Origin of the sequence: Kingella pumchi (genome assembly GCF_022288825.1) — a bacterium.
GTDB classification, from domain to species: domain Bacteria; phylum Pseudomonadota; class Gammaproteobacteria; order Burkholderiales; family Neisseriaceae; genus Kingella_D; species Kingella_D pumchi.
The window spans coordinates 85,660-106,291 of the sequence record NZ_JAKOOW010000009.1 but is presented as its reverse complement, the minus strand read 5'-3'; the positions used below and the strand labels follow the sequence as shown (position 1 = coordinate 106,291).

26 protein-coding genes and 1 pseudogene are annotated in these 20,632 nt (G+C 60.3%); 25 read left to right on the top strand and 2 right to left on the bottom strand.

Annotation, left to right across the window (positions count from 1 at the left end; all coding sequences use genetic code 11):
• Positions 1-4: 4 nt before the first annotated feature.
• The 5 genes and pseudogenes from holA (at position 5) to MB824_RS03275 (ending at position 5,194) form a co-directional block, all read left to right on the top strand.
• On the top strand, positions 5-997 hold the full coding sequence (holA, locus tag MB824_RS03295; RefSeq protein WP_238745929.1) for a DNA polymerase III subunit delta: 993 nt from the start codon (positions 5-7) through the stop codon (positions 995-997).
• 48 nt (positions 998-1,045) lie between these two features.
• A complete protein-coding gene (locus MB824_RS03290) occupies positions 1,046-1,465 on the top strand; it encodes an NfeD family protein (protein WP_238745927.1) in 420 nt (139 codons plus the stop codon).
• Between the two features lie 357 nt (positions 1,466-1,822).
• Complete coding sequence (gene lon / locus MB824_RS03285) at positions 1,823-4,270, top strand: endopeptidase La (protein ID WP_238745925.1); 2,448 nt, start codon at positions 1,823-1,825, stop codon at positions 4,268-4,270.
• Between the two features lie 162 nt (positions 4,271-4,432).
• A pseudogene (locus MB824_RS03280) lies at positions 4,433-4,780 on the top strand (HU family DNA-binding protein); the annotation flags it as partial.
• Between the two features lie 75 nt (positions 4,781-4,855).
• Complete coding sequence (locus MB824_RS03275) at positions 4,856-5,194, top strand: P-II family nitrogen regulator (protein ID WP_238745921.1); 339 nt, start codon at positions 4,856-4,858, stop codon at positions 5,192-5,194.
• Between the two features lie 519 nt (positions 5,195-5,713).
• On the opposite strand, the gene MB824_RS03270 is transcribed toward MB824_RS03275, so the two are convergent.
• Together MB824_RS03270 and MB824_RS03265 are read right to left on the bottom strand one after the other, a co-directional pair.
• Positions 5,714-6,727: a phage portal protein gene (locus MB824_RS03270; protein WP_238745919.1), complete on the bottom strand. Its 1,014-nt coding sequence runs from the start codon at positions 6,725-6,727 to the stop codon at positions 5,714-5,716.
• A 46-nt stretch (positions 6,728-6,773) separates the two neighbouring features.
• Positions 6,774-8,579, bottom strand: coding sequence for a terminase large subunit domain-containing protein (locus MB824_RS03265; RefSeq protein ID WP_238745917.1), 1,806 nt, complete (start codon positions 8,577-8,579; stop codon positions 6,774-6,776).
• Positions 8,580-8,750: 171 nt separating this feature from the next.
• Between MB824_RS03265 and MB824_RS03260 the strand changes: the two genes are divergently transcribed.
• The 20 genes from MB824_RS03260 (at position 8,751) to MB824_RS03165 (ending at position 20,490) form a co-directional block, all read left to right on the top strand.
• Positions 8,751-9,587, top strand: coding sequence for a GPO family capsid scaffolding protein (locus MB824_RS03260; protein ID WP_238745915.1), 837 nt, complete (start codon positions 8,751-8,753; stop codon positions 9,585-9,587).
• A 38-nt stretch (positions 9,588-9,625) separates the two neighbouring features.
• Positions 9,626-10,672 (top strand): phage major capsid protein, P2 family, encoded by a 1,047-nt coding sequence (locus MB824_RS03255; protein WP_238745913.1) that lies wholly within the window; start codon positions 9,626-9,628, stop codon positions 10,670-10,672.
• A gap of 55 nt (positions 10,673-10,727) precedes the next feature.
• The gene (gene gpM, locus MB824_RS03250; RefSeq protein WP_238745911.1) at positions 10,728-11,375 is read left to right on the top strand and encodes a phage terminase small subunit; all 648 of its coding nucleotides are present in this window, start codon (positions 10,728-10,730) and stop codon (positions 11,373-11,375) included.
• Between the two features lie 118 nt (positions 11,376-11,493).
• Complete coding sequence (locus MB824_RS03245; RefSeq protein WP_238745909.1) at positions 11,494-11,961, top strand: head completion/stabilization protein; 468 nt, start codon at positions 11,494-11,496, stop codon at positions 11,959-11,961.
• Between the two features lie 6 nt (positions 11,962-11,967).
• Positions 11,968-12,177 (top strand): tail protein X, encoded by a 210-nt coding sequence (locus tag MB824_RS03240; RefSeq protein ID WP_238745907.1) that lies wholly within the window; start codon positions 11,968-11,970, stop codon positions 12,175-12,177.
• 7 nt (positions 12,178-12,184) lie between these two features.
• Positions 12,185-12,553, top strand: a complete 369-nt coding sequence (locus MB824_RS03235; RefSeq protein ID WP_238745905.1) for a putative holin — start codon at positions 12,185-12,187, stop codon at positions 12,551-12,553.
• Positions 12,550-12,897 (top strand): phage holin family protein, encoded by a 348-nt coding sequence (locus tag MB824_RS03230; RefSeq protein WP_238745904.1) that lies wholly within the window; start codon positions 12,550-12,552, stop codon positions 12,895-12,897. Before MB824_RS03235 ends, MB824_RS03230 begins: the two co-directional genes overlap by 4 nt.
• A 37-nt stretch (positions 12,898-12,934) precedes the next feature.
• The gene (locus tag MB824_RS03225; RefSeq protein WP_238745903.1) at positions 12,935-13,744 is read left to right on the top strand and encodes an N-acetylmuramidase domain-containing protein; all 810 of its coding nucleotides are present in this window, start codon (positions 12,935-12,937) and stop codon (positions 13,742-13,744) included.
• 11 nt (positions 13,745-13,755) lie between these two features.
• Entirely contained in the window at positions 13,756-14,112 is a 357-nt protein-coding gene (locus MB824_RS03220) for a hypothetical protein (RefSeq protein WP_238745902.1), read from the top strand.
• A complete protein-coding gene (lysC, locus tag MB824_RS03215) occupies positions 14,109-14,378 on the top strand; it encodes an Rz1-like lysis system protein LysC (RefSeq protein ID WP_238745901.1) in 270 nt (89 codons plus the stop codon). Before MB824_RS03220 ends, lysC begins: the two co-directional genes overlap by 4 nt.
• A complete protein-coding gene (locus MB824_RS03210; protein WP_238745899.1) occupies positions 14,375-14,608 on the top strand; it encodes a TraR/DksA C4-type zinc finger protein in 234 nt (77 codons plus the stop codon). Before lysC ends, MB824_RS03210 begins: the two co-directional genes overlap by 4 nt.
• A complete protein-coding gene (locus tag MB824_RS03205) occupies positions 14,580-15,017 on the top strand; it encodes a phage tail protein (RefSeq protein WP_238745897.1) in 438 nt (145 codons plus the stop codon). The genes MB824_RS03210 and MB824_RS03205 overlap by 29 nt, the downstream gene beginning before the upstream one ends.
• A gap of 28 nt (positions 15,018-15,045) precedes the next feature.
• On the top strand, positions 15,046-15,615 hold the full coding sequence (locus MB824_RS03200) for a phage virion morphogenesis protein (RefSeq protein WP_238745895.1): 570 nt from the start codon (positions 15,046-15,048) through the stop codon (positions 15,613-15,615).
• 80 nt (positions 15,616-15,695) lie between these two features.
• A complete protein-coding gene (locus MB824_RS03195) occupies positions 15,696-16,319 on the top strand; it encodes a phage baseplate assembly protein V (RefSeq protein WP_238745893.1) in 624 nt (207 codons plus the stop codon).
• On the top strand, positions 16,316-16,648 hold the full coding sequence (locus MB824_RS03190; protein ID WP_238745891.1) for a GPW/gp25 family protein: 333 nt from the start codon (positions 16,316-16,318) through the stop codon (positions 16,646-16,648). Before MB824_RS03195 ends, MB824_RS03190 begins: the two co-directional genes overlap by 4 nt.
• The gene (locus tag MB824_RS03185; RefSeq protein ID WP_238745889.1) at positions 16,638-17,531 is read left to right on the top strand and encodes a baseplate assembly protein; all 894 of its coding nucleotides are present in this window, start codon (positions 16,638-16,640) and stop codon (positions 17,529-17,531) included. Before MB824_RS03190 ends, MB824_RS03185 begins: the two co-directional genes overlap by 11 nt.
• On the top strand, positions 17,528-18,112 hold the full coding sequence (locus MB824_RS03180) for a phage tail protein I (RefSeq protein ID WP_238745887.1): 585 nt from the start codon (positions 17,528-17,530) through the stop codon (positions 18,110-18,112). Before MB824_RS03185 ends, MB824_RS03180 begins: the two co-directional genes overlap by 4 nt.
• Positions 18,105-19,190 carry a phage tail protein gene (locus MB824_RS03175; RefSeq protein WP_238745885.1) on the top strand — a complete coding sequence of 362 codons (1,086 nt, stop codon included), beginning with the start codon at positions 18,105-18,107 and terminating at the stop codon, positions 19,188-19,190. The genes MB824_RS03180 and MB824_RS03175 overlap by 8 nt, the downstream gene beginning before the upstream one ends.
• 22 nt (positions 19,191-19,212) lie before the next feature.
• Positions 19,213-19,980: a DUF4376 domain-containing protein gene (locus tag MB824_RS03170; protein ID WP_238745883.1), complete on the top strand. Its 768-nt coding sequence runs from the start codon at positions 19,213-19,215 to the stop codon at positions 19,978-19,980.
• 27 nt (positions 19,981-20,007) lie between these two features.
• Positions 20,008-20,490 carry a hypothetical protein gene (locus tag MB824_RS03165; protein ID WP_238745881.1) on the top strand — a complete coding sequence of 161 codons (483 nt, stop codon included), beginning with the start codon at positions 20,008-20,010 and terminating at the stop codon, positions 20,488-20,490.
• Positions 20,491-20,632: the final 142 nt, after the last annotated feature.

Below are 20,632 nucleotides of genomic sequence, written 5' to 3'. Positions count from 1 at the left end.
GGACATGGCATTTTCAGGCAGCCTGAACGCCCCTTTGAAGCCGCTTTACCTGCTGCACGGCGAAGAAGACCTGCTGCGCATCGAAGCGCTCGACGCCCTGCGCGCCGCCACCCGCGAGCAGGGCTATCTCAACCGCGAGCGCTACAGCAGCGAAGATCCGCAGTTCAACTGGAAAGACATCCTCGGCGCCGCCGCCAGCAGCGGGCTGTTTGCCGATTTGAAGCTGCTGGAAATTCACGTTCCCAACGGCAAGCCCGGCAAAGCCGGCGGCGACGTGCTGCTGGAGCTGGCGCAAAACCCGCCGCCGGATACCCTGACCGTCATCGTTATGCCCAAGCTCGAGCGCAGCCAGCAGCAGAGCAAATGGTTCGCCGCCTGCGCCAAAAACGGCACGGTTTACGAAGCCAAGCCCGTCGGCGCCGCCGAGCTGCCCGCCTGGATACGCCGCCGTCTGAACGCGCGCGATCTGGATATCGACGGCGAAGCGCTGTCGCTGTTTGCTTCGCGCGTGGAAGGCAATCTGCTGGCGGCAGCGCAGGAAATCGACAAACTCGCCCTGCTCTACCCCAAAGGCCATCTGCTGACGCTGGCCGAAGCGGAAAACGCAGTGGCCAACGTCGCCCGTTTCGACGTTTTCCAGCTTTCCTCGGCCTGGATGCGTGGCGACATCCGCCGCAGCGCCCAACTGCTCGAAAGCCTGCAGGCCGAAGGCGAAGAGCCGGTTTTGCTGTTGTGGTCGCTCAGCGAAGACATCCGCACCCTGATCCGGCTCTCGGCCGCGCTCAAGCAGGGGCGCAGCGTGCAGAGCGTGCGCAACGAATTGCGCCTGTGGGGCGACAAGCAGCACAGCGCCCCGCCCGCCGCCGCCCGCATCAGCCCTGCCCGCCTTACCGCCGCGCTGCAGGAATGCGCCCGCATCGACCGCCAGATCAAAGGCGCCGAAGACGGCGACGCCTGGGACGGCATCAAGCGGCTGATTGCCCGTTTGGCAGCCTGAAAACCGTTTTCAGGCTGCCCTTACCATGATTTAACAAGGAACCCCATTATGGACAGAACCCGCATCTTTATCGTTTGGTTTGCCATGGCCGCCTTTATTGCCATGGTCGCCTACCTACTCGGAGCCAGCTGGTATTGGGCGCTTTTGAGCGGGGTCGGCTTGGTGGCCGGCGCCGTCGGCGGCGCCACCGGCTTTATGTACTGGAAGCAGAAAAAGCTGATCGACAGCGCCGCCCGTTTCAACATCGACCTCAAAGCCGGCAAAATCCACCCCGCCGACCTGCGCCGCATGTACTTCACCGGCGGCCAGGCGCGCAAAGACGCGGTTTTCATCGCCAGCAAAGCGATGAACTGCTCCGAGCAGGAAGCCGAACGCCGCCTGAGCGAGCGCATCAGCAAACAGGCCGCCAATCAGGAAATGGCGCGCCAGAAAAACAAATCCAAACGCCGCAGCGGCCGCCCGCGCTAAGCACCGCAGCCCGTTGCCTTTCAGGCAGCCTGAAAAGCGTTTCAGGCTGCCTGAAGTTTTTTTGCCGACGGAAATGAAAATCCTTAAAATTAAAACCGCATCAAACCACCGCCGCCCTGTTGTTTTCAGGCTGCTTCAAACTATTTGTCCAGCTAAGAAAACCTGCCTGAAAGCTGCCGTATAAAGTATCCGAATCCCACATTTTCAGGCAGCCTGCCCCCCCTAAACCGCAAAATACCATCTCCCCAAGCATCCCCGCTTGAAATCCGCCGCCTTCCGCCCTATTTAGGGCGAACCGCCGGCAGGGGCAAACGCTCTTTGCCGGCACCGAACAAACCCGAACATCACGAGACTCCGATGGCCTATACACCCCACACTCCGGAAACCCATTCCCTGCCTACCCTGCCGCTGCGCGACATGGTGGTTTACCCGCACATGGTGCTGCCGCTGTTTGTCGGCCGCGAAAAATCCGTGGCCGCGCTCAATGCCGCCATGGATGCCGACAGCCCGGTATTTCTGCTTGCCCAGCGCAACGGCAACGATGAAACGCCCAATCCCGACGATATGCACGCCACCGGCACCATCGCCAAAATCGTGCAGGTGCTGAAACTGCCCGACGGCACGGTCAAAGTGCTGGTCGAAGGCATGTTCCGCGCCCGCGCCCTCAGCGTGTACGACAACGGCAGCCATTTCGAAAGCCAAATCCTGCCGGTGGCCGAAACCGAACACGCCGGCGCCGACAGCGAAGCGCTGCGCCGCACCCTGCTGGCGCAGTTCGACCAGTTCGCCAAGCTCAACAAACGCATTCCCGGCGAAGTGCTGTCGTCCATCCAGGAAATCAGCGACAACGGCCGCCTGGCCGACACCATCGCCGCCCATCTGCAGCTGAAACTCGAACAGCGCCAGCATCTTCTGGACACCGCCGACGCCACCGAGCGCATGGAATACCTACTCGGCCAGATCGAAGGCGAGCTGGACATCCTGCAAGTGGAAAAACGCATCCGCGGCAAAGTCAAACGCCAGATGGACAAATCCCAGCGCGAGTACTATCTGAACGAACAGATTAAGGCGATTCAGAAAGAGCTCGGCGAAGAAGACGAGCGCGGCGAGATGGAAGCACTGGAAAAACAGATCCGCGCCGCCGGCATGCCTAAGGAAGCGGAAGAAAAAGCGCTGTCCGAGTTTAAAAAGCTGAAAATGATGCCGGCGATGTCGGCCGAAGCCACCGTGGTGCGCAACTACATCGAAACGCTGGTCGAATTGCCGTGGAAAAAGAAAACCCGCGTCAGCAAAGACATCGCCAAGGCCGATTTGGTGCTGGATGCCGACCACTACGGGCTGGAAAAGGTCAAAGAGCGCATTTTGGAATATTTGGCCGTGCAAAAACGCACCGACAAAATCAAAGGCCCGATCCTGTGTCTGGTCGGTCCGCCCGGGGTCGGTAAGACTTCGCTGGGCGAGTCCATCGCCAAAGCCACCGGCCGCAAATACGTGCGCATGGCGCTGGGCGGCGTGCGCGACGAGAGCGAAATCCGCGGCCACCGCCGCACCTACATCGGCTCGATGCCCGGCAAAATCATGCAGAGCATGGTTAAAGCCGGCGTGAAAAACCCGCTGTTTCTGCTCGACGAGATCGACAAACTCGGCAACGATTTTCGCGGCGACCCCGCTGCGGCGCTGTTGGAAGTGCTCGATCCCGAGCAAAACAGCAAATTCGCCGATCACTTCATCGAAGTCGATTACGATCTGAGCGACGTGATGTTCATCGCCACGTCCAACAGCCTGAACATCCCGCCCGCCCTGCTCGACCGCATGGAAATCATCCGTCTTTCCGGCTACACCGAAGACGAAAAAGTCAGCATCGCCATGCAGTATCTGGTACCCAAACAGATGCAGCGCAACGGCGTGAAAGAAGGCGAGCTCAAAGTGGAAGAAAGCGCGGTGCGCGACATCGTGCGCTACTACACCCGTGAAGCCGGTGTGCGCTCGCTCGACCGCGAAATCGCCAAAATCTGCCGCAAAGCCGTGATCCAAACCGAACGCAAAGGCAGCCTGAAAACCGGCTCGCGCAGCAAAAAAGCGCAAACCATCACCGTTAGCGCCGCCAATCTGCACGATTTTCTCGGCGTGCGCCGTTTCGACTACGGCGTTTCCGCCAGCGAAAACCGCATCGGCCAAGTAACCGGCCTGGCGTGGACAGAAGTCGGCGGCGAACTCTTGACCATCGAAGCGGCCGCGCTCAAAGGCAAAGGCAACATCGTGCGCACCGGCAAACTGGGCGACGTGATGCAGGAATCGATCAGCGCCGCGTGGACGGTTGTGCGCTCCCGCGCCGAAAGTCTCGGCATCGCGCCCGACTTTTACGAGAAGCACGACATGCACGTCCATGTGCCCGAAGGCGCCACACCCAAAGACGGCCCCAGCGCCGGCATCGCCATGACGCTGGCGATGGTGTCCGCTCTGACCAACATCCCCGTGCGCGCCGACGTAGCCATGACCGGCGAAATCACCCTGCGCGGCGAAGTCCTGCCCATCGGCGGCTTGAAGGAAAAACTGCTGGCCGCCCTGCGCGGCGGCATCAAGCATGTGCTGATTCCCAAAGACAATGTGAAGGATTTGGAAGAAATCCCGCAAAACGTCAAAGAAGGGCTGGAAATCCATCCGGTGCAGTGGATAGACCAGGTCTTCGAGTGGGGTTTGGAACGCCAGCCCGAACCCTACCGCGCCGAAGGGCAGCCTGAAACGCCGGCCGCGCCTGTCACAGCCAAGAAGGCCAAGTCAAGCCCGAAAACGCGCCAGCACTGAAAAAACCGCGCCAGTGTTGCATAAAGCCTGCAGGCGGCTGGCAAAGCGGAAAAAAAGCCGCCGCCCTGCATTTATTGCTTGACACCGCAATTTGAGAATTGATATAACCCAGCGCAGTTTCAAAACGGTACCGGCAGCCCGCCAAAAAAGGGCGTCGGCACGCTTTTTCTCCATCTATCCTTACAGAAAGGGACTGATATGAACAAATCCGAATTGGTTGATGCCATCGCCCAGAAGGCTGGTTTGAGCAAAGCCGACGCCGGCAAAGCACTGGATGCCTTTACCGAAGTAGTGAAAGAAGCCCTGCACGGCGGCGACAGCATTTCGCTGGTCGGCTTCGGCGCTTTCAAAGTGGCCGAACGTGCAGCCCGCCAAGGCCTGAACCCCAAAACCAAAGAGCCGATCCAGATTCCGGCCGCCCGCGTGCCGAAATTTACCCCCGGCAAAGCGCTGAAAGACGCGCTCGCGCCCGCTGCCAAAAAAGCACCGGCCAAAAAAGGCAAAAAATAACCTGCCGCTTTCCCATCAGGCAGCCTGAAAACCTTTTCAGGCTGCCTGTGCATTTGAAACCAACCGTTTAGCGCCATGAAAAAAATCGAAGCCGTCATCAAACCCTTCAAACTCGACGATGTACGTGAAGCACTCACCGAAATCGGCATCACCGGCATGACCGTGAGCGAAGTCAAAGGTTTCGGCCGCCAGAAAGGCCACACCGAAGTCTATCGCGGTGCCGAATACGCCGTCGATTTCCTGCCCAAAGTCAAAATCGAGCTGGTGCTGGCCGACGATCTGGTCGAGCGGGCGGTGGAAACCATCATCGAAACCGCCCGTTCCGGCAAAATCGGCGACGGTAAAATCTTTATCCTGCCGGTAGAAGAAGTCATCCGCATCCGCACCGGCGAAACCGCGGAAGCCGCCGTATAAAGCCGGCTGCAGGCTCAAGCGCCGCCGTTTTTCAGGCTGCCCGGCCGCTGTTTGCGGCAGCCTGAAACGGCAAAAACCCGAAAAAGCGTTTGGGCATTTGCCGCTTTCACGATACAAGCAAATAAATGTAGTATTTGTGCGGGATATAGTACAATTTTTGTTCCGCAATTATTAAGTTTTCTGCATTGGTTTTTGTTGAAAAATCAAGGGCAGAATTTTTTTTGCGGAACGCAAAACAAGGCGAAAAACAGGCTCGCAAGGTTTGGGAAAATATTGCGCGGTTTGGTTTGAAAACGAGTAATTTTTTAGAACCAAAAAACGGCCGCAAGCGCTTGCAATTCTACGGACGGTGCGGATTTTGCCCATGTATAAAAAAATGCGTTTTTATCTGCCATGCGCAGGCGGGAGGGAAGCCCGCGCGGCGCACCTACAGCCATCCCAATCAAAAAAAAATCCTGTCGCCGCCATCGCGGCGCGCAAAAAAAACCGTCGGCAATTGCCGACGGCTCATATCTGACGCTACCGCCCCCCGCTTCCCCCGCCCGTTCCGGCGCCCCCCGCTTCTGCTGTCCCACTCTCGATTACATAGCGGTCGAACGCAAACACTTCAAAGCCCAGCAGGTCGTTCACGTCGAGAAAAGACTGCTGCAAGGGTGCCACTTCATTGGTGGCAAACACCCGTGCTGCCGTTTCCGCATCGCCCAAGCCGCCGCCCGCCTTCGGCACAATTCCCATCAGCGACGGCGGCACCCGATGCACCGCCAGCATATCTTCCGCCGACACCTGCTTAATGTTCAGGAACTCATCTTTGGCCGCCACTTCCGCAATCGGAATCAGCTTCAAGCCTTCGCCGTTGCCGTTGGGCGAGCGCAGCAGCACGTTTTTAAAATTGCCCGCTCCCTTAGCATTGCGCAGCTGATTTTTCACATTCTCCCAGTCTTCTTCGTTGATATTCGCATCCGTCGCATACAGGATAAACCCCGCATGCGAGCCGTTGCGGTAGTAGCGCACGCGGAACTTCGTTGCCGCCGCATTCAATTCCACGCTGTCGATGGCCGCCAGATAATAGGGCAGCCCATATACTTCCTGCCGCAGATTCGGCTGCATGATGTGCACCATATCGTTGCCGCCAATTTTTTCCCAATCGTGCGCCCAGCCATCGCGCAGATAAATGAAATCCCGCAGGTTGGCCGCGCGGCGCATATACAGCGCCAAACGGCTGCGCATCTCAATCGGCGCCCCCAAGCGGTTGCGCACAATCTCAAGATAGCCGTTGCCCAGCACCAGATAGTTAAAGGCCAGCTTCTCAAACTCCGTGCGCGACAGCCACTTCGTCGGCCGGAACGTAACCTTTAAAATATTGATTTTGGCCTGCAGGGCGCTGGCATGATGCACACCCTTGCCCAACAGCGACAGCACATCCGCCCACGACACCGGCGGCTCGTAATAGACCCCGTTGTTCACGCAGCCCAAAAAATCGAACAAACGGCGCTCGCCGTCCACATCTTCAAAAGCAAAAACATCAATATCCATAATAAGCTCCAAGCAAAAGCGGCCGCCTAATTTCAGGCAGCCTGAATTAAAAAATCTCCACCGATCCCCTCGGCAGGCTGATACCGTCCAGCGGCTCCTGATAAAACACCTGCATCGCCGCCCACGCTACATCCGCATGGCTGATTTCCCGCGAACGCGGACTCTCGTAAGTAACATTGCGCCCGCTGGCCGTAACGACCGCCCGAATCGCCAAAAACGCCGCCGTAACGTCCTTATAATCCGTATCCCACTGCACCCGCTTATCGCGCAGCAGCGACTGCATCTTGCCCACCATCAGCGCCTTTTCCGGCAGCGAATAGTTAATCCCCAGCACACGCGGAAAAAAGCCCTGCACCAATTGGAACACCGCCGCCCCCAGCCCCGTCTTATCAATCACAATTTTTTCCACCCGATAGCGCGACAACATCCCCCGAATAAAATCCGCCTGCTCCTGAAAATCATTGCCCCGCAGCAGATGCCGCTCCAAAATACGGAACGCATCCCCGTTAAAGCGCGGCGGCAGCACCGCCACCAGCGCCGCAGAATCCCCCCCGTCCGCCGGGTCGTAACCGATCCACACCGGCAAATCCCCCACCGGCCGCCGAGCCAGCGGCTTATAGAAATCCGCCCACACATCCCACGAGCTCACCGTGCAACGCATCAGCGAAGCCAAATCAAACACCCCGTCCCCCGTCTCCACAAACTCACACATAAATAGCTGGCGGAACTCCGAGGGCGAGTTCTCCCGCATCAGCTGCGCACGGTCAAACAGCGTGCAGCCCATTCTCTCCGCATCATCAAGCGTAACAATTTGCCGAAACTGCCCGTCTTCACACAGCCGCCCCGGAGCCAGCGCCGCATGATCCACCGCAAACTTCACCTGCTCCGATACCGGCCGCCCTTCATTAAACTGCTCGCCCGACCAAAACGGATAAGCCGGATGCGACAGCGCCGAAGGCGTCGAAAAATAAGTAATCCGATACTGCTTTTGCGCCGCCATTGGCTTGGCCAGCCGCGTCAACTCCTTAAAGTCCGGAATCCAAAAATACTCGTCCACATACAAATCCCCGTGGCGCCCCTGCGCCGTACGGCTGTTCGTACCCAAAAAATACAGCGTCGCCCCATTGTTCAGGCGGATAGCATCCCCGCGCAGCTCCACTCCCACCATTTCCGCCAAATCGATCATGTACTGCTTAAACTGAAACGCCTGCGCCCTAGATGCCGACAGAAAAATCTTGTTTTTTCCCGAAACCAGCGCATCCACGAGCGCCTCACGCGCAAAGAAAAACGTCGCCCCGATTTGGCGCGATTTCAAAAGATTGCGGAAACGCTCGCGGCACTCCAGCCAAAAGCGCTGATAATCGAACATCTGCTCCCTGAAAATCTCCTGCACCCGTTTGACCTGCTCCGGAGAAAAACAGTTGTATTCCGTCTTACGGTTAGACGGAACCCGCTCCCGCCGCTCCCTAGGCGCACGCGGCGGATGGTCGATATCCGGCACCCGATAAGCATCATCCGCAGCCGCAGGCAGGCCGCCCTTTTCGTTTTCAGGCTGCCCCGTCTCACGCGGCGAGCGCACACCGCCCGCCACCACATTCGACAACTGGCGGATTTCCTTATAGTCCGCATCCGACTTTTTCGGCTGGTGCATCAACTGGTGCAGCCGCATCTCCGCACTCGCCTGCACCCGCTGCATCGGCGTGCCCCCGTCCCAGTTTTCCCGGCTTTTCCACGAATAAATCACGCCCGCCTTCATCCCCAGCGAGCGCGCAATATCCGAAATCCGCCAACCCTGCCAATACAACAACCGCGCCTGAACGCGCGGATCGAGATTACTGTTTAGCGCAGCCATCGCCGCAAACTCCTAAAAAATCACACAGGCCGCAATCTAACCGCCTTTTCAGGCAGCCTGAAAGCCGCCCCGTCCTAAAAAATCCCCCCAAAACCCCCGCCGGTTTACCCAAGAGCCCACACTTGCCAAGATTCCCGCATTTACCGCAACCACGGAAAACAGGAACACACCATGGGCAGCAAAACCCCCACCACCGACTGGCGCATCATCGGCGTCTCCGGCGACACCGTAGACGGCCGCACCATCAGCGCCGACGCACTCAGACAAATGGCCGAAAGCTACGACCCCGCCGTGTACGGCGCCCGCATCAATCTCGAACACATGAGCTTTCTGTTTCCCGACTACGCCGGCGGCTACGGCGACGTCGTCGAACTCAAAGCCGCCCCCTGGCCGCAAGATGCCGCCAAAACCGCCCTATATGCCCGCCTGGCCGTCCAGCCCGCCCTGCAGGAGCTGTGGCAGAGCGGCAAAAAAATCTATACCAGCATGGAAATCGCCGACAACTTCGCCAAAACCGGCAAAGCCTATCTCGTCGGCCTGGCCATTACCGACACCCCCGCCAGTCTCGGCACCACCGCCAACTACAGCCGCGCCGCCCTGCAGGCCACCGCGCAGGCCACCACCTTTTCCACCTACACCGAAAGCCACACCATGACCCAACCCGACCCGCAAAACACCCCCGCTCACGACGTCCAGACCGGCCAGCAGACCGAACAAATCGCCGAAGGCATCTTCAGCCGCCTGCTCGCCCTGTTTAAAAAAACCGACGCGCAGCCTGAAAACCCGCCTGCCACCTCCACAGCCCCCACACCCGACCTGCTGCCGGACGACACCACCGACTACCGCGCCGAATACCAAGCCGCCGCCGAGTTAATCCAAAAACTCACCGACAAAATCACCGCCGTCGAAAACCAATACAGCGAGCTGCTGCACAAACTCGAAACCGAACCCGCCGCCCCCGAGCGCCCGGCGCACACCGGCCACACCCCGCCGAGCGTAGGCTGGTAAACCCAAACACCCAAAACGCCACCATCAAAGGAAAACACATGACCCAAATCACCCGCATCGCCGCCGCCATGGCCGCCGTGTACAGCGCCGTCGCCCAAGCCAACCACGTCAGCGAAGAGCAAGTACGCCAAGGCTTCGCCGTCGCCCCCGCCGCCGTCCAGCACATGTACGACGAAATCGCACTCGATTCCGAGTTCCTGCAAAAAATCAACCTGGTCGGCAAAACCGAAAAACTAGGCGAACTCATCGGCCTGTCCACCGGCCTGATCGGCAGCAACACCGACACATCCGACGGCAGCAGAACCCGCAAGCCCAAATCCGTCCACAGCCTGACCGGCCGCCGCTACACCTTGGAAAAAACCAACTTCGACGTATTCCTGCGCTACGACGAAATTGACCAATGGGCGCACATCGCCGCCGATTTCCCCGCCCGCATCAACAAAAAAGTCGCCCAATCCATCGCCATCAGCCTGATTACCATCGGCATGAACGGCAAAACCCGCGCCGCAAACAGCGATGCCGCCGCCAACCCCCTACTGCAGGACGTCGCCGTCGGCTGGCTGCAGAAAATGCGTCAGGAAAATCCCACCCGCGTTTTAGGCTGGCAGGCAGGCCAGGTCGGCACCACCAAAAAAGAAGTCGAATACGGCGCAGGCGCCGCCGGCTACAAAAACCTTGATGCCGTGGTAACCGACGCCCTGAACGAACTGATGGACGAGCGCCACGCCGACCGCAACGACTTTGTCGTCATCGCCAACCGCCAAACCGTCGGCGATAAATACCTGCGCATCATCAACGCAGGCGGCGACAAAGCCACCGAACTCGAAGCCAGCGGACGCCTGAGCGAAAAACGCACACTCGGCGGCCTGCCCGTGCTGCACGTCCCCAACATGCCCAAAGACACCCTGCTGATCACCCCGCTCAAAAACCTGTCGATCTACTACCAAACCGGCGGCGAGCGGCGGCTCATCCGCGACGAACCCGAAGCCGACCGCATCGTCAGCTTCCAAAGCAAAAACATCGACTTCATTGTCGAAGAGTACGGTGCCGCCGCCCTGATCGAAAACCTCAAACACACCGCATAACGCAAAAGGCAGCCTGAAAACTCTTCAGGATGCCTTGTAAAGAAAGGCCGAAACCATGACCAGCCCCGCCCGCGCCCACCGCGAAGCACAAGCCGCCATCCAAGCACAGGATGCCGACCTGAGCGAAATGACCGAATACCGGCGCCTGCTCCAATCGCTGCAGGCCGATAAAGCCATCATCAAAGGCTTAAACGGCGTATCCGACAAAGTCGCCGCCAAAACCGAAATGCTGCCGCGCTATGCCGAATGGTTGTCCGGCGTCATCGAAAGCGGCCAAGTGCAGAGCGACGACCGCATCACCCCCACCTGCCTGATTTGGCTGATCGATACCGGCCGCATCGACGAAGCCATGCCGCTGGCCGAAACCGCCATCCGGGCAGGAGTAGAGAGCAGCGACGAATACCAGCGTAGCCTGCCCGAAATCATCATTGAAGAAGCGGCAGAACGCATCGCCGCCGGTGCCGACGTCCTGCCCGAACATCTCAATACCCTGGTTGCATGGGCATCCGGCAAAAACGAAAGCGGCCTGCACATCCTGAATATGGCCGACCAAATCCGCGCCAAGATGCTCAAAGTCGCAGGCGAGCGTGCCGAAGAAGCAGGCGATGCCGCCCTGGCACTGTCCCGCTACCGCGCCGCCGTCGCCTACAACGACAAAATCGGCGTCAAAAAACGTATTGCCGCCCTAGAAAAGGCAGCCTGAAAAGTCTTCCCCGCCGTATGGCAGACGGCGGCCGGTCGGCAGGTATGCCCCCGGCTGCCGCACCGCCCGCGCCGCCGCCCCTGCCATACCCTGACAAACCCGCCCAAAGGAAACCGCCATGCCGCTCCCGCAAAACGGCATCAGCTTTGCCGCCGCCCCCGGTATCCAACAGCCCGGACACCTGCGCCAAATCGACGGCGGCACATTTTGGCCGGACACCGACTTAGACCAAATGCGTCTTTCCTGCCGCATCGACAACACCGTCACCCCAGAGCGCCTGTATCAGGCTGCCAGCGAAGCCGTTGCCGAAACCCGCCGCCAGCTCTCTGCCCTGACCCGCCGCCACAGCAGCCTGAACGACGTGCAGACGGCCGGACAAACCGATCCGGCCGAACGCTACCGCGCCGCCGTGTACGCCTACACCAAAGCCCTGCTGCTCGAGCAGTATGCCGACTACGACGCCGCAGGCAAAGCCGGCACACTGGCCGAAGCCAAAACCGCCCAAGCCCGTGCCGAACGGCGCAACGGCCACTATGCCGTCGCCGACCTACTGGGCCGCTACCGCAACGACTGCGAACTGGTTTAGCCGCTTATGAAAACAATCACCAGCCGACAAGGCGACACCCTGTCCGCCATCGCCTACCGCCATTACGGCGAAAGCCGCGGCCAAGTCGAACGCATACTCGAAGCCAACCCCTATTTGTGCGCCCAGCCGGCCTTGCTGCCCGCAGGCATCAGCATCCGCCTGCCCGAAGCGCAACCCAAACAAAAAACCACCCCCACCCTGAACTTATGGGACTGAACACATCATGACCGCCGCCGACAAAGAAACCACCCTGATCAACACCGCCGTAATCGTTATCGGCAGCTACCACCTGCCCGCATCCGTCGCCGTCGGCGCCCTGGTCGGCAGCAGCCTGTTTATCCTAAGCCGCCAAGGCTACAGCGCCTTTTCCAAAGCGTGGCTGTTTGCCATTTCCTACTTGAGCGGCCTGTTTGGCGGCAGCGGCGCCGCCGATATCGTCAACTGGTTTCTGCCCGAGCGCGCCCCGCTGTTGCTCAACGAATTTACCGGCGCCGCCGTCGCATCTGCCTTTGTCGTCGTCTCCATCCAATACGCATACGCCCTGATCGACCGTTTCGGCGGCCATATGCCCAAACAGGAGAATAAGCAATGACCCCCGCCCAATACACCGCCGTGCAGGTTTTGTCCGCCGCCGCCGCCCTGTCCGTACTGTTTTTCGACAAACGCGGCCGCACCCACAAACCCGTGATTGCGCTCACCGCCTATCTAATTTTTGTGCAGATGGCCGCGCTGTCCATCGCCGCCTTCGCCCGCGCCGAATGGCTGGTCGACTGGCTGCTGATACTCGGCCTTGCCGTCCACACCGGCAACCTGCTTTTGGCGCGCGGCAACGTCGGCAAAATCCACCCGCAGCCGCCCAAACCCGCCGCGCCGAGTACCGCCCCCCGCACCAAACCCCGCATCCATCCGAAACCCGAACACAACAAGGCAGCCTGAAAGGTTTTTCAGGCTGCCCACAAACAAGGAAAACACCATGCACATTATCAAATACGGCGCACGCGGCGCCGAAGTTGCCGAACTGCAAAGCGTACTGAACCGCCACGGCGCAAACATCGCCGAAGACGGCATCTTCGGCGAAGCCACCGAACAGGCACTGATCCGGTTTCAGGCCGCCAACGGCCTGATGGCAGACGGCCGCTGCGGCGATGCCACCCGCGCCGCTTTGGCCGGCCGTCCGACCAAATCGCTCACCGAAGCAGACATTGCCGAAGCCGCCGCGCTGCTCGAAGTCGAACCGGCAGCGGTCAAAGCCGTTATCCAAGTGGAAAGCGCAGGCGCGGGCCATCTCAAAGAGCCGCAGCAGCGCGTCAAAATCCTGTTCGAGCGCCACATCTTCGCCCGCCTGCTCAAAGAGCGCGACAGCGCCGCCTATGAGAAAGCCTGCCGCGAAGCGCCGCACATCTGCCAAACCACCCCAGGCGGATACAAAGGCGGCGCCGCCGAATATCCACGCCTTGCCCGCGCCATGATGTACCACCACGAAACCGCAATGGAAGCCGCATCATGGGGATTGTTCCAAATCATGGGCTTTAACTACAAGCAGGCCGGTTTTGACAGCATCCATGCCTTTGTCGATGCCATGAAAGAAAGCGAAGGGCAGCAGCTGACTGCATTTGCCCGCTTTGTCAAAGCCGATAAAGCCATGCACGCCGCCCTGAAAAAGCACGATTGGGCAGCCTTTGCCAAACGCTACAACGGCCCCGCCTACCAAAAAAACAACTACGACGCCAAGCTTGCCAACGCCTACCGCCGCTATCAGGAGCTGGCGGATAAGGCAGCCTGAAAGGACGCATCATGTATCCGCTGATCAAAATCCTAAGCGCTCGACCGGCGCAAACCGCCATCGCCGCCGCCCTGCTGCTGGCCGTTGCCCTGATTGCCACCGCCTGCCATCAGGCACAGGCACGCCGTACCGCCGAAGACAGACTGGTACAAAGCCAAAGCGAGCTGCACAGCACACAAGCCGAGTTGGCCGCCGCCGAGCAGCGCGCCGCCGCCTACTTTGAAACCAATCAAGAGCTGGTGCGCCGTCTGGCCGCCGCCCGGCACGAAGCCGAAACCAGCCGCGAAGCATTGGCGCAGGCCAAAAGCAAACACCCGCAATGGGCCAACCAAGCCCTGCCAGAAGACATCAGAAAGGCAGTCAAATGAAACGATACGCCCTGATTGCCGCCGTACTGCTGGCCGCCTGCACCGCAAGGCAGCCTGAAAACCGTGCTGCCCGCAGCGCCCTGCTGCTGTGTCCCAACGTACCCGAATGCCGCGCGCCCGAGGCCGACATCCGCACCAACGGCGAGCTGGCCGACGCCTATCTCGCCACCGCTGCCGCGCTCGAGCAATGCCGCATTGCCCGCAACACCCTGCAACACTGCATCGACAGCCACAATGCAGGCAGCCTGAAAGGCCGCCGCCCGTGAGCCGCCAAATCGACCAAGCCTGCGAAATCGAAGAGCTGCACCGCCGATACGCGCTGGAAGCGCAGGCAGCCAAATCCGCCGCCGCATCCATCGTCTCCGCATGGTTTTGCGAAGAGTGCGGCGAAGCCATCCCCGAAGAGCGCCGCCTGGCCGTCCCCGGCTGCCGCTGCTGCACAGAATGCCAAGAAGAAATCGAACGCTATGGAAAAACCCGCATCGCTGCGCGCTGAAATCGAACGTGCCCTGCCCGAAATCGCCGCCAACCCCGAAAAACTGGCGATGTTTGTTACCGACGGCCGCGTGCAGGCATACAAAAGCACCTTAAGCCACGAAACCGCCTACACCCTGAGCGTCCTGATCGAAAACTACAGCGGCGGCCAGGACGAAGTGCGCGCCGTCATCATCAACTGGCTGCAAAAGCACCAGGCCGACATCCTGCACCCCGGCGCCAATGCCGACGGACGCTACACCTTTGAAGCCGACATCCTGCGCCACGATGCCGCCGACCTGCTCATCCAGCTGCAACTGACCGAGCGTACCCGTGCCATCCCCGGCAGCGACGGCCGCATCATCATCGACCACCCGAAAAACGCCGACCACAGCGACCTGCAGCGCGTACTCGGCCACAAAGTCCCCTAAACAAAGCAGCCTGAAACGGACTGACTGAATGGACGCACTCACCCAATACCTGAACCATATCGACGGCATGATCCGCCGTCTCGACACCAACGCGCGCAGGCAGCTGTCCGGCCGCATCGGCCGCATCCTGCGCCAACGCCGCAAAGAGAGCATCAAAGCCAACACCACGCCGGACGGTGCGGCGCATCCCGCCCGCAAAACGCCGGACGGCACACCGATGACCAGCCTGCGCAAAGGCCAGCAGTTTTTATACAACGGCAAAATCCGCCGCTTTAAAACCATGCGCAACATCGGCGGTGCCTATATCGGCTGGGAATACACCACCCGCAAGCCGTTTACCGCCCGCAAAGACCGCATCAAGAAACCCGCGCGCAACCAGCTGATGTTCCGCAAGCTCAACCAGTTTCGCTTTTTGCGCATGCGCGCCGACGCCAACGAAGCCGCCATCGGCTTTTTCGGCGGCCTGACCGGCTATATTGCCGCCGCCCACCAGGATGGTTTCAGCGGCCGCCCCGAACGCCAACTGCTCGGACTGTCTGCCGAAGACATGCGCATCATCGAAGAGATGATCGCCAGCCATCTCGAGCAGCAGTCCTAAACCATCCCCGCACCATCTGCCGCGCTGGCAGCCTGAAAACCACCCTGCAATAATCCCGCATCCGACGGAACCCGCCAACCATGAGTAAAGACCCCGCCCAATACCACCGCATGATTGCCAACCTAATCAAGCAGGGCAACATCGTCCAAACCGACCCCGCGCAAGGATTGGTGCGCGTGCAGTGCGGCGAGCTGACCAGCGACTGGCTGCCCTATTTTGTCCCCGCCGCCGGTGGCGTATCCGTCCACCGGCCGCCGTCCGCCGGCGAAAACTGCATCATCCTGTCACCCAGCGGCGAACCCGCAAACGGCCTGGTGCTGTGCGGCCTGGCATCGTCCCAGCACCCGCAGCCCGACGCCAGTGCCGACAAAACCGTGATGAAAATGCCCGACGGCGCCGTATTCGAATACGACCACGCCCAAGGCAGCCTGAAAATCAGCGGCATCAAAACCGCCGAGATTCAGGCTGCCCAAAGCATAACCGTCGATTGCCCGCAAACCACCGTAACCGGCCTGCTTACCGTGCAGGGCATGCTTACCTATCAGGCCGGCATGACCGGCAGCAGCGGCAGCGGCAGCGCCGCCACCATTACCGGCGACATCGTCCACAGCGGCGGCAGCCTGCAATCCAACGGCATCACCCTGCACAGCCATACCCACGGCGGCGTACAGCCGGGCGGCGGCAGCACGGGAGCGCCGCAATGATGGACGCCGCCACCGGCCGCCTGATGCCGCTTGCTGAGCATGTGCGCCAAAGCATCCGCAATATCCTGTTTACCCGCATCGGCACCCGCATCGAGCGCGAAGAGTACGGCAGCCTGCTGCCGCTTTTAATCGACGCCCCGCTGAACGAAGCCACCCTTTTGCAATGCAATGCTGCCGTGATTGCCGCCGTTGCCCGCTGGGAGCCGCGCTTTACCGTTGCCGCCGCCCAAACCCTGGCCGACCCGGCGGGAGGCGGCGTCAAAATCCGACTTTCAGGCAGCCTGAACGGCCAAGCCTACCAGTTTGAAATCGACCAGCATGGAAATTGACCTGACCCAACTGCCCGCGCCCGATGCCGTCGAAGTGTTCGACTTTGAGCAGATTTTCGCGCGCAAAAAAACCGCGCTGATTACGCTTTGCCCCGAGCATATCCGCGATGCCGTTGCCGCCACGCTGGAATTGGAAAGCGAGCCGTTGACCATCGACCTGCAGCAGCAGGCCTATGCCGAAATGCTGCTGCGACAACGCATCAACGAAGCCACCCGTGCCGGTTTTCTCGCGCTGGCCGAAGGGGCGGATTTGGAGCATATCGGCGCATCGCGCGGCTTGGCGCGCAAAATCATTCAGGCTGCCGACCCGCTCGCATCGCCGCCCGTGCCCGAAATTTTGGAAAGCGACGCCGATTTCCGCCGCCGCATCCAAATGCACCCTGAGAAATTTGCCGCAGCGGGGCCGCGCGGCGCCTATATCGCCCATGCGCTGGATATCGAAGACGTCGCCGATGCCAACCCGACCCGCCCGCAGCCCGGCACCGTGCGCGTCTATATCAAAAGCTATTCCGGCGGCGGCATCCCCGCCCAAGCTCTGCTCGATGCCGTACAGCAGCACTTATCGGCCGAAAGCCGCCGCCCGTTGTGCGACAGCGTAGAAGTCGTCGCCGCCGCCGCCAAAGAAATCACCATCGACTACACCAGCGAATACGAAGCGGGGCCGGATAAAAAACCGGTGGCCGAAAAACAGCGCGCCGACCTGCAGGATTTGCTCGACAGCCACGGCAAGCTGGAAGCCAGCCTTGCCCTATCAAAAATCATCGGCGCGCTCGACGGTGTCGGCGTACGCAAAGTTACCCTGCATAGCCCCACCGAAGACATTGTCTGCGCGCCGGGCGAATTTATCCGCGTCATTGCCATCAACGACCGGAGCACGCCATGAATATCCTGCCCGGTGTCAACAGTCCCCTGCAGCACGCGCTGGCCGAAATGACCGCCGCCGAACTGGCCGCCATCGACTGGCGCATCATTATCCGCGCCAAAGACCCGGCCGCATGCGGCGAAGAATGGCTGCCGTGGCTGGCATGGGAAAACAGCATCGCCGAAGCGGAAGGCTGGGAGTTTGCCGAAACCGTCGATGCCCGCCGCAAACTGATTGCCGATTTTGTCAGCCGCCATCAGCACAAAGGCACGCCGGACTATATCCGCCGCCTGTTTCGGGATTTGCAGCTGGGTGAAGTGGAGATTATCGAGCGTGCCGCCGGCCTGCGCTGGAACGGCGCCGCCAAATTCGACGGCAAAAACATTTTCGGCGGCGGAGCGGGCGATTGGGCGAAATACGCCGTGATTGTGAAACGGGTGGTCAGCGTCGCCCAAGCCGTCCAAATCCGCCGCATGCTTGCCGAATGCGCTCCACAGCGCTGTGAACTGCTTTATCTCGACTACCGCGCCAATCCGCTCAAGTGGAACGGCGAAATCCGTTTCGACGGCACACACACTTTTGGAGCATTTACCTATGGCTAATCTCACCGACAAAAACGAATGGACGGAAAACTGCCGCCGCATTGAACCGGGCGACAGCGTGATCGGCGGCGAAGGCGCCCCCATCAACAAATGTTTGGAAGGCATCAACAACCGCACCGTCTATCTGAAAAACCAGCTGCAAAACCTGCCGGCCGCCAATACCCAAACCGCCGGACTGGTGCGGCTCTCGTCCGCCACCAACAGCGACAGCGAAAGCACCGCCGCCACCAGCAAGGCCGTCAAAGCCGCCTACGACAAAGCCACCGCCGCGCAGGAAGCGGTGGACGGAATCAGCTTGGATTGGGGCGGCATCACCGGCAAGCCCAACTCGCTCGCCGGCTACGGCATCGGCAACTTTAAGGTCGAAGCATTCAGCGGCGACCTAAACCAGCTCAAAACCGACGGCATCTACGCCGTATTAAGCCCCAGCCAGTCGCGCAACCTGCCCGCGGGCAGCCGTGGCGGTAAGCTGGTGGCGGTATCGGGCGCCGACGGCCGTATCGCGCACCAATATTGGCACGAGGCTTACAGCACCAATGTCTGGGAGCGGCATAAAACCAGCATGAATAACGAGGACTGGTCGCCGTGGATACAGGTGCAGGGTGGAACGCCGGCCGTGGCCGCCGGCTCGGTGATGTGGTTTGCCGCCACGCGCCCGCCCGAAGGCTGGCTGGTAGCCGATGGCTCGCGCCTGTTGCGCACGGCCTATCCGGCGCTGTTTGCCGCCATCGGCACGGCGTTTAACCAAAGCAGCGACGGCGCCCAGTATTTCAGGCTGCCCGATTTGCGCGGCGAGTTTGTGCGCGGCTGGGATGGCAACCGCGGCATCGATAGCGGCCGCGCGTTTGGCTCGGCGCAGGCGGACGAGTTTCGCTCGCACAAACATGCGATGCCGATATCCGGCAATTCCGACGACATGTTTGAAAATTTATCGGATACCAAAAGGATAAGGGTCACGCTAGTCAATGACAGCGATTGGAATAACGTTTTTGGTTATCACAAGGACGACTACACCGCCAGCGGCGGCACCGAAACCCGCCCGCGCAATATCGCGCTGCTGCCGATTATAAAGTACTGATGCGGCCTGAAAGGAAACCGCCATGCAAAACCAAGACACCCTAGCCCAATGGCGCGAGCGCGCCCAGCCCAAAACCGTCTGCCAGCTCGATGATGCCGGCCTGTTTGTAAGCACCACCCAAGCCTGGCCGGACCCGATGCAGCCTGAAAGCTGGTTAATCCCCGCCGGCTGCGTCGATACCGAACCGCCCGCTGCTAAAGCCGGACAGGCGGCGCAATGGCAGCCGGACAGCCAAACATGGCACTACATCCCCGATTACCGCGGCCAAACCGCCTACCGCACCGACAACGGGCAGCCTGAAACCGTGCAAACCGACGGCGAGCTGCCCGCCGGCCTGACCTTTGCCCCGCGCCCGTCGCCCTGCCATGTATGGGACGGCAAAGCGTGGCGGGCGGACAAACAGGCCGCCGCCGCACTCAAAACCGAGCAGCAGGCTGAAGTGTGGGAGCGCATCAAAGCCCGCCGCCACCAAGCTACCCGCGCCGGTGTGTTTGTCCCAAGCATCGGCAAGTGGTTCCACAACGACGATTCGGCGCGGCAGCAGTACACCTTTTTGCGCACGCTGCCCAAGCTGCCCAGCCCGTTGCCGTGGAAAACCATGGACAACAGCTTTGTCGAGATGACGCAGGATTTGCTGGACGAGCTGTCGCTCAAGATGATTGCCGCCGAACAGGCCGACTTTGCCAACGCCGAGCGCCACCACGCGGCGATGCTTAAAGCCGACCAACCGCTCGATTACGACTATTCGAGCGGCTGGACGCAGCCTGCGCCCGAGTTTCAGGCAGCCTGAAAACGAAATTGAAGAGGAGTAAACGCCATGATTTACCTTGCACTCTACAAAGGCCGCCGCGGCGGCAGCGGCGCCCAAGTGTGGGCGGCACGCTTTAGCGACTGGCTGACGCGCAAACTCACGCGCGGGCAGTACAGCCATTGCGAGATTGTCGAGTTTGTCGGCGATAACGAATACCGCTGCCACTCGTCCAGCATCCGCGACGGCGGCGTGCGCTGCAAATATATGCCGCTGCCGGCAGCCAAATGGGACTTAATCGAGCTGCCCGATTCTTCAGGCAGCCTGAAAACCAATCTCGCCGCCGTGTTTGCCCAAACGCAGGGGCAGCGCTACGACCTGCCCGGCGCGCTGGGCGTGGTGTTTAAAACCCGCCAGCGCAGCGGCAGATGGTTTTGCAGCGAGTGGTGCGGCCAAGTGCTGGGCTTGTCCGAGCCGTGGCGCTTTAGTCCTAACGATTTGGCGGCCATCTCCGGCAGCCTGCAAACAAATCAGGCGGAGATCGAAACATGAGCAGCCAAACCGATTTTTACCGCCGCCAAATCGCCGAAGCGCAAGAGCGGATGGAATCCGCCCGCGCCGCCGGCGATGTCGGCCACTACCTTGCCGCCGAGCAGGATTATCAAAACTATATCGAGATGCTGGAAAAACATGA